12 protein-coding genes are annotated in these 13041 nt (G+C 60.6%); 8 read left to right on the top strand and 4 right to left on the bottom strand.

Going from position 1 to position 13041, the window contains the following annotated elements:
• The first annotated feature begins 57 nt into the window (after positions 1-57).
• From HX868_RS25395 to HX868_RS25370, 6 genes are read left to right on the top strand one after another with little or no spacing between them, the layout of a single operon-like run.
• Positions 58-750 carry an RDD family protein gene (locus HX868_RS25395; protein WP_177004756.1) on the top strand — a complete coding sequence of 231 codons (693 nt, stop codon included), beginning with the start codon at positions 58-60 and terminating at the stop codon, positions 748-750.
• Complete coding sequence (locus tag HX868_RS25390; RefSeq protein ID WP_177004755.1) at positions 747-1727, top strand: stage II sporulation protein M; 981 nt, start codon at positions 747-749, stop codon at positions 1725-1727. Before HX868_RS25395 ends, HX868_RS25390 begins: the two co-directional genes overlap by 4 nt.
• Complete coding sequence (locus tag HX868_RS25385) at positions 1714-3243, top strand: DUF4129 domain-containing protein (protein ID WP_177004754.1); 1530 nt, start codon at positions 1714-1716, stop codon at positions 3241-3243. The genes HX868_RS25390 and HX868_RS25385 overlap by 14 nt, the downstream gene beginning before the upstream one ends.
• A complete protein-coding gene (locus HX868_RS25380) occupies positions 3240-4409 on the top strand; it encodes a DUF4350 domain-containing protein (RefSeq protein ID WP_177004753.1) in 1170 nt (389 codons plus the stop codon). Before HX868_RS25385 ends, HX868_RS25380 begins: the two co-directional genes overlap by 4 nt.
• Entirely contained in the window at positions 4406-5401 is a 996-nt protein-coding gene (locus HX868_RS25375) for an AAA family ATPase (protein ID WP_177004752.1), read from the top strand. The genes HX868_RS25380 and HX868_RS25375 overlap by 4 nt, the downstream gene beginning before the upstream one ends.
• 7 nt (positions 5402-5408) lie before the next feature.
• Positions 5409-6740: a DUF58 domain-containing protein gene (locus HX868_RS25370; protein ID WP_177004751.1), complete on the top strand. Its 1332-nt coding sequence runs from the start codon at positions 5409-5411 to the stop codon at positions 6738-6740.
• Positions 6741-6764: 24 nt separating this feature from the next.
• Here HX868_RS25370 and HX868_RS25365 read toward each other — a convergent pair whose 3' ends face one another.
• The gene (locus tag HX868_RS25365; RefSeq protein WP_095017455.1) at positions 6765-7124 is read right to left on the bottom strand and encodes a PilZ domain-containing protein; all 360 of its coding nucleotides are present in this window, start codon (positions 7122-7124) and stop codon (positions 6765-6767) included.
• A gap of 225 nt (positions 7125-7349) precedes the next feature.
• Positions 7350-7724 carry a tol-pal system YbgF family protein gene (locus HX868_RS25360; RefSeq protein ID WP_016975478.1) on the bottom strand — a complete coding sequence of 125 codons (375 nt, stop codon included), beginning with the start codon at positions 7722-7724 and terminating at the stop codon, positions 7350-7352.
• Positions 7725-7897: 173 nt separating this feature from the next.
• Between HX868_RS25360 and pyk the strand changes: the two genes are divergently transcribed.
• The gene (gene pyk, locus HX868_RS25355; RefSeq protein WP_010208055.1) at positions 7898-9349 is read left to right on the top strand and encodes a pyruvate kinase; all 1452 of its coding nucleotides are present in this window, start codon (positions 7898-7900) and stop codon (positions 9347-9349) included.
• A gap of 56 nt (positions 9350-9405) precedes the next feature.
• Here the strand turns inward: pyk and HX868_RS25350 are convergent, their stop codons facing one another.
• Positions 9406-10155: an enoyl-CoA hydratase-related protein gene (locus HX868_RS25350; RefSeq protein WP_177004750.1), complete on the bottom strand. Its 750-nt coding sequence runs from the start codon at positions 10153-10155 to the stop codon at positions 9406-9408.
• A 30-nt stretch (positions 10156-10185) separates the two neighbouring features.
• A complete protein-coding gene (locus HX868_RS25345; RefSeq protein WP_177004749.1) occupies positions 10186-11118 on the bottom strand; it encodes an iron-sulfur-binding ferredoxin reductase in 933 nt (310 codons plus the stop codon).
• A gap of 298 nt (positions 11119-11416) precedes the next feature.
• On the opposite strand from HX868_RS25345, the gene HX868_RS25340 reads away from it, so the two are divergent.
• Entirely contained in the window at positions 11417-12940 is a 1524-nt protein-coding gene (locus HX868_RS25340; RefSeq protein WP_177004748.1) for a fumarate hydratase, read from the top strand.
• Positions 12941-13041 lie beyond the last annotated feature (101 nt).

Genomic DNA, 13041 nt, shown 5'->3' with positions numbered 1-13041 from the left:
GCCGACACTGCTAGCATCCGTATCTCCCAGCCACTCTCTGCACTGCCAAGGATCGCGATGCCGCCAGCCCCATTGGACACCCGCTACCAGATCGAGACCCCGGAAGGCATCGACCTGCCGTTGCGCCCCGCCGGTCTCGTGCCGCGCGTGCTGGCCTTTGCCTTCGACCTGGGGTTGCGCGCAGTGGTCATGGGCGTTCTGCTGGTGCCATTGGCCTTACTTGGCAACGTTGGAATCGGCCTGGGTTCGCTGCTGCTGTTCCTGATCAGTTGGTGGTACATGGTGCTGTTCGAAGTACTCAACCAGGGATGCTCACCTGGCAAACAGGTCATGGGGTTACGGGTGGTACACGATGACGGCACACCGATCGGCTGGGCCGCGTCACTGATCCGCAATTTGCTGCGGTTTGTCGACATGCTGCCATTCGGTTACTTTCTTGGCGCGATCAGCTGCCTGCAGCATCCTCACTTCAAACGCCTGGGCGACCTGGCCGCCGGCACACTGGTGATCTACCGGGAACAACCGCTTCTGCGCCCACAGATTCCTCAAGCTGCCGCCCTACGCTTGCCCTTCGCTCTGGGTCTGAGTGAACAACGGGCCATCCTTGGCTTTGCAGAACGCCAGGGTGAGCTTTCCACGGAGCGCGTTTACGAGTTGGCTTCGATTCTCGCCACCCCCTTGCAGGTATCCCCGGCCCGCGCCGTGGAACAACTCAACGGCGTGGCCCGTGGCCTGTTGGGTCCGACATGAAGCAGAGTCTTTTCGAAAGCCGTCACCAGCCTCAATGGCAGGCCTTTGCCCAATACCTGCAACAGTTGGAGCAAGGCAAGGTTAAAGCCAGTGACATGGCCGATTTCCCCCATCAGTACCGACGCCTTTGCCAGCACCTGGCATTGGCCCAGGAACGCGGCTACAGCAGCTACTTGGTAGATCCATTGCAACAACTGGCCTTGCGAGGTCATCAACAGCTCTACCGTCACCACAGTCAATTGACGGCAAATGTGCTGGGGTTCGTGCTCGCCGATTTCCCACGGTTAGTGCGGGAACAGTGGCGTTTTGTACTGATCGCCAGCCTGTTGTTCTTTGGCAGCCTCGTGGGTATCGCGCTGCTGGTCTACCTGTTTCCCGACCTGATCTACAGCATCGTCAGTCCCCAGCAGGTTGCCGAGATGCAAGGCATGTATGACCCCGATGCCAGCCGCCTGGGCCGCACCGCCGAGCGTGCATCGAGCGAAGACTGGATGATGTTCGGCTACTACGTGATGCACAACATCGGTATCGCGTTCCAGACGTTCGCCGCCGGTTTGCTGTTCGGCCTGGGCAGCGTGTTCTTTCTGATATTCAACGGCCTGATCATCGGTGCGGTCTCCGGCCATCTGACCGAGATCGGTTACGGCCAGACCTTCTGGTCATTCGTCATCGGGCATGGTGCGTTCGAACTGACGGCCATCGCCCTTGCCGGTGCCTCCGGCTTGCAGCTGGGCTGGGCACTTATCGCTCCAGGGCAACTGGTCCGTGGCGAATCATTGCGGCTGGCGGCACGCAAGAGTGTGCAAATGTTATGCGGAGTCATGCTCTTCCTGTTGATCGCAGCCTTCATCGAAGCGTACTGGTCATCCACCACCCTGATAGCCCCCTGGGTCAAGTACCTGGTTGGCGCGGCCCTATGGCTTCTGGTAGCCGCTTACCTGAGCCTTGCCGGAAGGATTCGCCATGCGCCTGAGTGATGCCAGCGTGGTCATCCGCCCGCGTACTGCCTGGGAGGCGATGGATCTTGGCGTGTTGATGGCCCGTGAGCACCGCCTGCTCTTGATGGGCAGTTGGGCGTTGGTGACTTTGCCGGTGTTCGCCGTGCTCACGGCACTGCTGTGGAAGTACCCGTCCACCGCGATGTTCCTGTTCTGGTGGCTCAAGCCAGCCTTTGATCGCTTGCCGCTATATATCCTGTCCAAGGCGTTGTTTGGCGAAACGCCCAGCATCAAGCAGGCCGTTCGCCAGTGGCCGCGACTGCTCAAAGGCCAACTGTTGGCCAGCCTGACCTGGCGGCGACTCAGCATGAGCCGCAGCTTTGTGATGCCGGTGAGCCAACTTGAAGGCCTGGATGGCCCCGCTCGCCAAAAACGCATGGGTGTGCTGCAGCAACGTAATGCCGGGGCCGCGCGCTGGCTAACCACTGTGGGTGTGCACCTGGAGATTGGTTTGTGGTTTGGCTGTATGGCACTGTTCTATCTATTCATTCCGCAAAACGTCGAAATGGACTGGGACTGGCAACGCCTGGCAACGGCGACGAGCTCGGAAGGGCTTTGGCTGGAACACTTGAGCAACGCTTTCTACGCCTTGATCCTCGTGTTTTGGGAACCTATCTATGTGGCCTGCGGTTTCAGCCTCTACCTGAATCGCCGCACCGTATTGGAGGCCTGGGACCTGGAGTTGGTCTTTCGCCGTCTTCGTCAGCGTCTGAGCAACGTGGCGCCGTTGCTATTGCTGATGATCGGACTGACGCTGCTGCCATTCAGTGCACCGGTCATGGCAGAAGCATCCGGTCCGTCGAAACCACTGGACACCCAGAGAGCGCGCCAATCAGTCCAGTCGCTACTGGACAAGCCCCCCTTCAAGAACCCTGAAACCGTCACGCGCTATCGCTTTGGCGAAGACAATCCGCCTGTTAAAAACAAGACTCAGCGCGACGGCAAACTTCCGGACTGGCTCAAGGCATTGCTGGACAACCTCAACAGCAAGACCTTCAAGCACATCGCACAAGGCTTGGAGGTGCTGTTGTGGGGACTCCTGATCGGCGCCCAGTTCATGCTGGTGTGGCGTTATCGTGAGTGGTTGCGCACCTTTGTCAGCCGACGCGGGCCACGCAGGCCCCGAGATGTCGAACCTGCACCCACGCAATTGTTCGGCCTTGAATTGGGCACCGAAACGTTGCCTGACGACGTTGCCAGCGCCGCCGAACACCTGTGGGCCACCCAACCAAGGGAAGCCCTTGGCTTACTCTATCGAGGCCTGCTCAACCGACTGTTGCATGACTTCAATGTGCCGCTGAAAAGCGCGGATACCGAAGGTCAGGTCCTGGAGCGGGTTCACCTGTTACAACAACCACAGCTCCTGGCTTTCAGCGATGAATTGACCCGGCACTGGCAGAACCTTGCTTACGGTCATTACCTGCCTCCCACCTCAGCGCAGCAACAGCTGTGCAGTGAATGGCGCACCCTGTTCAGCTCAGGTAGCCCTCCATGAACCGGCCATTAGTGTGGGTGGGACTACTGCTGGCGTGCCTGCTTGGCGCGGGTGGTTACTATGCATGGAGCAAGGCAATCCCCTACGACGAGGTGGTGGATCGTGGTCCGTCTCCAGAAGCCCTGGCCAACCCCTACTTGGCGGCCGAACATTTTCTACGCCAACAAGGCCTCACGGTAGATCACGCCAATAGCCTGGAGCGGCTGATGACCCTGCCGGGCAAGGGCAACAGCCTGTTGCTGCTCGGCGAGCGCAGCAACATGTCACCGCGCCAGGTAGAGCAACTGCTGGCTTGGGCCAAATCCGGCGGCCATCTGCTGCTGGTGGCCGAGGCTTTGTGGGATGAAGAGACCGGCAGGAGTGGCGATCTGCTGCTCGATCGCTTGCATATCCACCAGGTATTGAGCGACGAGCCTGAGGAGCCTGCGCCTCCCGGCAAAAAGCTTCTTGGAAAGAAGGCTCCCGACCTCACCAAACTCTACGTCGACAATGAAAACCCACCGGCGTACTTCAGTTTCGATACAGACTTCAACCTCACCGACCCCAAGCACCTGGCCCAGTTTTCTGCCAACAGCGCAAGATCGAGCCACCTGATGCAACTCGACCTCGGGAAAGGCCGCGTCACGGTGATCACCGACAGCGACCTGTGGAAAACCACGAACATAGGCAAGCACGACAATGCCTGGCTGCTGTGGTATCTAAACCAGGGCACAGCCGTGACCTTGTTGTTCAACAGTGACGTCGACGACCTGCTCACCTTGCTGATGCGGTACTTCCCCCAGACCCTGGTCGCACTCACTTCGCTGATCGCCCTGGCATTGTGGCGGGCCGGCATGCGTCAAGGCCCAACCCGAGCGCCAGCCTCCACTGCTCGCCGCCAACTGCAGGAGCACCTGAAGGCCAGCGCCGATTTCCTGCTGCGCCGCAGTGGCCAGGGCACCCTGCTACACGCCTTGCAGCGCGATATCCTGCGCGCGGCCCGGCACCGCCACCCCGGTTTTGAGCACCTCGACAATACAGAACAGTGGCGGGTGCTTGAACACCTGACGCGCCAACCCCCTCACGTCATCAGCCAGGCCCTTGGCCCACGCTCGGCAAAACGGCTTTCCAGCGCCGACTTCAGCCGGCAGGTGGCACGCCTGCAAACCCTCAGGAATGCGCTATGAGTGAATTTCCAAGCACCACTGCCTTGCCCCGTGAAACCTTGCAACGTGCCAGCGGGCAAGCCCAAGCCCTGCGCACTGAATTGCGCAAAGCGGTGATTGGCCAGGACACAGTGATCGACGATGTCCTGACCGCGCTGATCGCCGGTGGGCATGTGCTACTCGAAGGTGTGCCAGGGCTGGGCAAAACCTTGCTGGTACGGGCACTGGCACGTTGTTTTGAAGGCGACTTCGCGCGCATCCAGTTCACCCCGGACCTGATGCCCAGCGATGTCACCGGCCACGCCGTATACGATCGGCACACCGAACAATTCAAGCTGCGCAAGGGGCCGGTATTTACCCATTTGTTGCTGGCCGACGAAATCAACCGAGCCCCGGCCAAGACCCAGGCCGCTTTGCTCGAAGCCATGCAGGAGCGGCAAGTCACCCTCGAAGGCGAGGCGCTGCCCATCGGCCAACCCTTCATGGTGCTGGCGACCCAGAACCCTATCGAACAGGAAGGCACTTATCCCCTGCCGGAAGCGGAGCTGGACCGCTTCATGCTCAAGGTGCGCATGGATTACCCCGATGCGCAGCAGGAAGTGGACATGGTGCGTGAAGTCACGCGTTCGTCTCGGGCCGACATGCTGGATGTACATCCCTTGCGCACGGTGCTGCAGGCCGAAGACGTGCTGCAGCTTCAACAGATAGCCAGTGAACTGGCACTCGACGAACTCGTACTCGACTATGCCGTACGGCTGGCGCGCGCCACCCGTAGCTGGCCCGGGCTGGCCATCGGCGCTGGCCCGCGGGCGTCCATCGACTTGGTACGCGGCGCGCGTGCCCGTGCCTTGTTGCGCGGGGGTGAGTTCGTCACCCCCGACGATATCAAGGGTTGCGCCCTGGCAGTACTGCGCCATCGGGTACGTATCGCGCCAGAGCTGGATATCGATGGTCTGGAAGTCGATCAGGTGCTCAAGCAACTGCTCGATCAGATCCCGGCACCCCGGCAATGACGTGCCCATGAAACCGACCCGTCTACTGTTGAACTGGCTTGGCGTATTACTGGGCTTGAGCATCCTGCTGGGTACTGCGACGGCGTTGCAGTTCAACGCGCCCAAGACCTTGCACTCAATCGCGTGGGGGTTGCTGCTCGCACTGTTACTACTCGCCCTGCTGGATGCGATGCGTCTGCGTAGACGACCATCCCCCCGCGTTCAACGGCAAATGCCCGGAAGCCTGGCACTGGGCCGCTGGGGGGAAATACGCCTGGTTCTTGAACATGACTTCCCACAGCCGCTGAGCGTGCAGGTGTTCGATCATGTCCCTGACGGGCTGTCCGTAGAGCACATGCTCCAATCCATAGACCTGCGCCCCGGTGAACGCAGTGAGTTGGGTTATCGCCTTCGTCCGCTGCGGCGTGGTCATTTCAGTTTCAGCCGCTGTGAAATTCACCTGCCCAGCCCCATGGGCCTGTGGTCTGCACGACGACTGATCGACGTGAGCGATACCACCCGCGTCTACCCGGACTTCGCCCGTCTGTACGGCGCCCAACTGCAGGGCGTGGACAACTGGCTGAGCCAACTGGGTGTACGCCAACGCCAGCGGCGCGGCTTGGGACTGGAATTTCACCAGTTGCGCGAGTTTCGCGAAGGGGACAGCCTGCGGCAGATCGACTGGAAGGCCACCGCCCGGCAACGCACACCCATCGCTCGGGAATATCAGGATGAGCGTGACCAACAGATCGTGTTCATGCTCGATTGTGGCCGCCGCATGCGCAGCCAGGATGACGAACTGTCCCACTTTGACCACGCCTTGAACGCCTGCCTGCTGCTCAGCTACGTAGCGTTGCGCCAGGGTGATGCGGTAGGGCTTTGCACCTTTGCCGGTGACCAGCCACGCTACCTGGCGCCGGTCAAAGGCAGTAGCCAGTTGAACCTGCTGCTCAACGCGGTATACGACCTTGATACCACGCGACGGAATGCCGACTATCAGGCTGCGGCAAGCCAACTGCTGGCTCGGCAGAAACGGCGCGCATTGGTGATCGTGATAACCAACCTGCGGGATGAGGATGATGAAACACTGCTGGCTGCCGTCAAGCGTATCAGCCGTCAACACAGGGTGCTGGTGGTCAGCTTGCGCGAGGAGGCCCTCGATCAACTGCGCCAAGCCCCCGTACAAACCTTGCCCGAAGCCTTGGCCTACAGCGGCACCATCGACTACCTGAACACCCGCAACGAACTGCATGACCGACTCAGCGCCCAAGGCCTGTCCCTATTGGACAGCTTGCCGTCTGAACTGGGACCGGCGTTGGTCACGCGCTACCTGGGGTGGAAGAAAGCCGGGGTGCTCTGAAAAAGGCCCGCTAACGCGCATTACCTAAGCCGAAGCCTGCAAAGGATCAAAGCTGAAGTAATGCAACAAGACGTTGATCAACTGCCCATATTCCTCAGGTGCCTGGAGCACCCTGAATCCGGAATCATAATGTTGCGGATTGATATCCTCATGACTCCATAGGCAGCTCGCCGTGAGATCAATGGGATGGAAGGTGCCGTCAGCCGCCGGAATCTTCAAACGCAGCTCAAAGTCCACGTCGATCATCATGGGCAGTTGACTGATCAACATCAGTCCGTCTTCCGAGACATTGCCCAAGAAGCCGATAGGCTTGTCGGTAAGACGATTAAACACTTGCAGGAAATAAGGTAGTTGATGCCGCTCGATCCGTCGGTCGGTAAACATGGTGATATCGCCATCCAGTGGCCATGACTGCGGCCGCGCCAGTGATTCGGAACGGGCAATATCGCCCGCTCTCCCTGGATCTCGGTGCGACAACAAGCAATTGCCTGCCGCTAGACAGCCACCCAGTCCGGGCCCCACATCCATGTGCATAGAAACTTATACAAATGAACATTCAAAGAATAGCCCAAGACTGGCAACGGGCCAGTTATTGAATGACGAATATCATCACAAAGAAGCGGGTCGCGGTTGCGCGACGCTTGCACCAGGGTAATGCCCCAGTTGTTGCAGGGTGTCGAGCCGCGCGCGGGCGCGGTAGGCGTACTCGCTCGATGGGTATTGATTGATAATGAATTGGTAGGTTTGCACCGCGTCGACGAACAGCTTCTGCCGTTCCAGGCACTGGCCGCGCAACATCGAGACTTCCGGTTGCACATAACGTCGGCTGCGACTTTCACGGTCGACCTGGGACAATTCCAGGGTAACGCGCTCGCAGTCACCGACCTTGTAGGCGCGGTAGGCGTTGTTCAGATGGTGATCCATCGACCAGCGGGTGCAGCCGACAACACTGACGGCCAGGGCAGCAATGAGCAAAATTCGCATGAGGGTTCTCCTGTCTTGTGCAGTGTATCGACCCCTCGTCGAAAATCTTCAAGGATGTTCGTATTCAGCCGCAGCGAAAACAAGTCAATCATCGATAAGTAGTGCAAACGAACAATGACTACAACGAAAGAGCATAGTAGCCTTCCTCAGCGCTTGAACTCAGGAGTCTGTGCATGTCCGTCCGTCGTACCAAAATCGTCGCCACCCTTGGCCCGGCCAGCAACTCGCCGGAAGTCCTCGAACAGCTGATTCTGGCTGGTTTGGACGTTGCCCGTCTGAACTTCTCCCACGGCACCCCGGACGAGCACAAGGCTCGCGCCAAGCTGGTGCGTGACCTGGCCGCCAAGCACGGTCGCTTCGTCGCACTGCTGGGTGACCTGCAAGGCCCGAAAATCCGTATCGCCAAATTCGCCAACAAACGGATCGAGCTGAAGATCGGTGATCAATTCACCTTCTCCACCAGCCACCCGCTGACCGAAGGCAACCAGCAAGTCGTGGGTATCGACTACCCGGACCTGGTCAAGGACTGCGGCGTCGGTGACGAGCTGTTGCTGGACGATGGCCGTGTGGTGATGCGCGTCGAAACCGCGACCCCGACCGAACTGCACTGCGTCGTGCTGATCGGTGGTCCGCTGTCCGACCACAAAGGCATCAACCGTCGTGGGGGCGGCTTGACCGCACCGGCCCTGACGGAAAAAGACAAGGCCGACATCAAGCTCGCCGCCGAAATGGAAGTGGACTACCTCGCCGTGTCCTTCCCGCGCGACGCCGCCGACATGGAATACGCCCGTAAACTGCGCGACGAGGCCGGCGGCACCGCCTGGCTGGTGGCGAAGATCGAACGCGCCGAAGCCGTGGCCGATGACGAAACCCTCGACGGCCTGATCAAGGCTTCCGACGCGGTGATGGTTGCCCGTGGCGACCTGGGTGTGGAAATCGGTGATGCCGAACTGATCGGTATCCAGAAGAAGATCATCCTGCACGCTCGCCGCCACAACAAGGCAGTGATCGTGGCGACCCAGATGATGGAGTCGATGATCCAGAACCCGATGCCGACCCGCGCCGAAGTGTCCGACGTGGCCAACGCCGTGCTCGACTACACCGACGCTGTAATGCTCTCGGCTGAAAGTGCCGCCGGCCCGTACCCGCTGGAAGCCGTGCAAGCCATGGCACGTATCTGCCTCGGCGCTGAAAAGCACCCGACCAGCAAGACCTCCAGCCACCGTATCGGCAAAGAGTTCGAAAGCTGCGACCAGAGCATCGCCTTGGCTGCCATGTACACCGCGAACCACTTCCCGGGCGTGAAGGCGATCATCGCGCTGACCGAAAGTGGCTACACGCCATTGATCATGTCGCGCATCCGTTCCTCGGTGCCGATCTACGCGTTCACTCCGCACCGTGAAGCCCAGGCGCGCACCGCGCTGTTCCGTGGTGTGTACACCGTTCCGTTCGATCCGGCTTCGTTGGCACCGAACGAAGTCAGCCAGAAGGCGATCGACGAGCTGGTCAAGCGCGGCGTCGTAGAGAAAGGCGACTGGGTCATCCTGACCAAGGGCGACAGCTACCACACCACCGGTGGCACCAATGGCATGAAGATCCTGCACGTGGGCGACCCGCAGGTCTGAGTGACACGCTGAAAAACAAAAGCCCCGCCCTGTGAATGGCGGGGCTTTTTGCTTTCTCAGGACCGGTTGATAAACCCCGACAACGCCGCAATCGCTTCCGGCGACTTCAACCGCTGGACAAACAGCGCACCCTCTTCCTCAATTACCTGACGCAATTGCTCACGATCCACACTCTTCATGAGTTGCTTGGTCACCTGCACCGCCCCCGGTGCCAGGGTTTCGAAGCGCTCGGCCATTTCCCGCGCCTTGGCCAACGCCGCCTCGCCGCTACCCAGCGCCTCGGTGGCAATCCCCCAGGCTGCCGCCTGCTCGCCGGTAAAGCCCTCGCCCAGCAACAATAATTCCGCAGCCTTCGCGTGCCCCAACAACCTCGGCAGGATCAGGCTCGACCCAAACTCCGGGCACAGCCCCAGGTTGACGAATGGCATGCGCAACCGCGCATCCCGGCTGGTGTATACGAGATCGCAATGCAGCAACAGGGTTGTCCCGATCCCGACCGCAACGCCCGCCACGGCGGCAATCACCGGTTTGCGGCAGTTGAGCAGGCTTTTCATGAAATAAAAGGGTGGGCTGTCGAGATCGCTGGGCGGTTGTTCGAGAAAATCGCCAATGTCGTTACCAGCAGTAAAACAGTCACTGCTGCCCTGGATCAGTACGCAGCGGATGTTCTCATCCGCATCAGCCTGCTCCAGTGCCTCGGCCAGTTGCGTGTACATGGCGCGGGTCAGGGCGTTTTTCTTGTCGGGGCGATTGAGCTGCAAGGTCAGCAACCCGCGTTCGCGGTGTTGCAGGATGGCATCGGTCATGGCGAATCTCGCGGCTGTAGAGTTCAGCGCTCAACCACGGGGCAGGAACACATCAGCCAGCAGTTGATTACGCGGCAGCCCTGCCAGGAACAGACGCTTGGAAAACGCCTCGACACTGGCCGGGTGCCCGCAGAGTAAAGCCAGAGTTTGCCGCGAAACAAGCCGCAGTTGCGCCAATGCCTGGGTCGCCTGCGCCGCCGTCCACAGCTCCACCGTTACGTTGGAATGCTGGGCAGCCAGCTGCGCCAGGGGTTCGGCCAGGTAATGCCCCTCAGCATCATGAGCCAGGTGAATCACGCGGATGTCGCCCTGATGATCCTGGCGCAAGGCCTCACGCAACACGCCCCAAAGAGGGCCAAGGCCGGTGCCGGACGCGAGCAGCCACAGCGGTCGGCTTTGCCAGTCAGGATCGTATTGCAGCGCGCCGCCGCGCAGTTCGCCCAGGCGCAAACGGTCGCCCGGCTGCAACTGGCGGGCAAGATCACTGAATTCGCCAGGCAGACGGCAATCGAGGTGAAACTCCAGGAACGGGTCATCCTGGGGCAAGCTCGCCAGGGAATAGGGCCGCGCCACTTGTCCCGCCCACAACACCAGATGCTGCCCGGCCCGGTAGCGCAGGCCACGCTCGGGTTGCAGGCGCAGGCGCAGCACACTCGGGCTCAACCAATCGATACCCACCACCTGGGCCGGCAACCCATCACGCGTAGGATCAAAGGTTTCGACGCGCAGGTCGCCGCTCACCTGGCACTGGCACGCCAAGCGCCAGCCCTCCTGACGTTGCGCCGGGCTCAAGGCCTCGGGTTGCTTGTCCTCGACCTCCCCTTGGCATCGCACCAGGCACGCATGGCAACTGCCGGCGCGGCAACTGTAAGGCACGGCCACACCTGCCTGGTTCAAGGCATCCAGCAGGTTGCTGCCGGTCGTTACCGACCAATGGCGTTCGCCGACATACAGTTCAGGCATATAACTTTCACCTGTAGGAGCGAGCTTGCTCGCGAAGATCGCTAACGATAACGCGGGGTGCCTGACGAAACCCATCAAATTCAAGTTTTTCACGAGCAAGCTCGCTCCTACAACCCAATCGAGCCAGGCATTCATGACCATAGTCGGGTGTATCGGCCACCGAGCCGGGTTATACTGCCGCGCCTTTTTAGCGTCGCGCCTGCACCATTTTGGCGTGCCTTGGAAAGGTGAGCTCAGCCGACCGATGCAACACTGAGCCCACCTTTATTGAATGTTCCCTTATAGAGGAGCGCGACTCATGACCGTGATCAAGCAAGACGACCTGATTCAGAGCGTTGCCGACGCCCTGCAATTCATTTCCTACTACCACCCCGTGGATTTCATCCAGGCCATGCACGAAGCCTACCTGCGCGAAGAATCGCCAGCGGCCCGTGACTCCATCGCCCAGATCCTGATCAACTCGCGCATGTGCGCCACCGGCCATCGCCCGATCTGCCAGGACACCGGTATCGTTACCGTGTTCGTGCGCGTGGGCATGGACGTGCGTTGGGATGGCGCCACCATGGGCCTGGACGACATGATCAACGAAGGCGTGCGTCGCGCCTACAACCTGCCGGAAAACGTCCTGCGCGCATCCATCCTCGCCGACCCGGCGGGCGCACGTAAAAACACCAAGGACAACACCCCGGCCGTGATCCACTACTCCATCGTCCCGGGTAGCACCGTGGAAGTGGACGTGGCAGCCAAGGGCGGCGGTTCCGAGAACAAGTCGAAAATGGCCATGCTCAACCCGTCCGACTCGATCGTCGACTGGGTGCTCAAAACCGTTCCGACCATGGGCGCCGGCTGGTGCCCACCGGGCATGCTCGGCATCGGCATTGGCGGCACCGCCGAGAAAGCCGCGGTAATGGCCAAGGAAGTGCTGATGGAATCCATCGACATCCACGAGCTGAAAAAGCGCGGCCCGCAGAACCGTATCGAAGAGATGCGCCTGGAGCTGTTCGAGAAGGTCAACCAACTGGGCATCGGCGCCCAGGGCCTGGGTGGCCTGACCACCGTGCTCGACGTGAAGATCATGGACTACCCGACCCACGCCGCCTCCTTGCCGGTGTGCATGATCCCCAACTGCGCCGCCACCCGTCACGCGCACTTCGTGCTCGACGGTTCGGGCCCGGCGTCGCTGGAAGCGCCACCGCTGGACGCCTACCCGGAAATCGTCTGGGAAGCCGGCCCATCGGCCCGTCGCGTCAACCTCGACACCCTGACCCCGGAAGAAGTGCAGAGCTGGCAGCCGGGCGAGACCGTGTTGCTCAACGGCAAGATGCTCACCGGTCGCGACGCTGCGCACAAGCGCATGGTCGAGATGCTGAACAAGGGCGAAACCCTGCCGGTGGACCTCAAGGGTCGCTTCATCTACTACGTCGGCCCGGTTGATCCAGTGCGCGAAGAAGTGGTTGGCCCGGCTGGCCCGACCACCGCAACGCGGATGGACAAATTCACCCGTCAGATCCTCGAGCAAACCGGCCTGCTGGGCATGATCGGCAAATCCGAGCGCGGCCCGACTGCGATCGAAGCGATCAAGGACCACAAGGCTGTGTACCTGATGGCCGTGGGCGGCGCTGCTTACCTGGTGGCGCAAGCCATCAAGAAGTCCCGCGTTGTCGCGTTCGCCGAGCTGGGTATGGAAGCGATCTACGAGTTCGACGTGAAAGACATGCCGGTCACCGTTGCTGTCGACAGCAAAGGCGAATCCGTGCACATCACCGGTCCTGCCATCTGGCAGAAAAAGATCAGTGAAAGCCTGGCGGTAGAAGTGCAGTAAGCGCTTCCTCTGCAAACATAAAGGCGACTGTGGCCATGGCCCAGTCGCCTTTTTTATGGCGCATGGTATGGTGCACTCCCTTACCGTGCCTGCCCATCACC

The organism is Pseudomonas reactans (assembly GCF_013385825.1).
Lineage (GTDB): Bacteria > Pseudomonadota > Gammaproteobacteria > Pseudomonadales > Pseudomonadaceae > Aquipseudomonas > Aquipseudomonas reactans.
The sequence above is the reverse complement of the archived record's forward strand: the minus strand, read 5'-3'. Positions and strand labels throughout refer to the sequence as shown.

Bases quoted from the DNA above. Each gene is read 5' to 3' on its own strand.
- HX868_RS25395 (WP_177004756.1), top strand. From the start codon at position 58: ATGCCGCCAGCCCCATTGGACACCCGCTACCAGATCGAGACCCCGGAA.
- HX868_RS25385 (WP_177004754.1), top strand. From the start codon at position 1,714: ATGCGCCTGAGTGATGCCAGCGTGGTCATCCGCCCGCGTACTGCCTGG.
- HX868_RS25390 (WP_177004755.1), top strand. From the start codon at position 747: ATGAAGCAGAGTCTTTTCGAAAGCCGTCACCAGCCTCAATGGCAGGCC.
- HX868_RS25370 (WP_177004751.1), top strand. From the start codon at position 5,409: ATGAAACCGACCCGTCTACTGTTGAACTGGCTTGGCGTATTACTGGGC.
- HX868_RS25350 (WP_177004750.1), bottom strand. From the start codon at position 10,155: ATGACCGATGCCATCCTGCAACACCGCGAACGCGGGTTGCTGACCTTG.
- HX868_RS25375 (WP_177004752.1), top strand. From the start codon at position 4,406: ATGAGTGAATTTCCAAGCACCACTGCCTTGCCCCGTGAAACCTTGCAA.
- HX868_RS25340 (WP_177004748.1), top strand. From the start codon at position 11,417: ATGACCGTGATCAAGCAAGACGACCTGATTCAGAGCGTTGCCGACGCC.
- HX868_RS25360 (WP_016975478.1), bottom strand. From the start codon at position 7,724: ATGCGAATTTTGCTCATTGCTGCCCTGGCCGTCAGTGTTGTCGGCTGC.
- pyk (WP_010208055.1), top strand. From the start codon at position 7,898: ATGTCCGTCCGTCGTACCAAAATCGTCGCCACCCTTGGCCCGGCCAGC.
- HX868_RS25380 (WP_177004753.1), top strand. From the start codon at position 3,240: ATGAACCGGCCATTAGTGTGGGTGGGACTACTGCTGGCGTGCCTGCTT.
- HX868_RS25345 (WP_177004749.1), bottom strand. From the start codon at position 11,118: ATGCCTGAACTGTATGTCGGCGAACGCCATTGGTCGGTAACGACCGGC.
- HX868_RS25365 (WP_095017455.1), bottom strand. From the start codon at position 7,124: ATGTTTACCGACCGACGGATCGAGCGGCATCAACTACCTTATTTCCTG.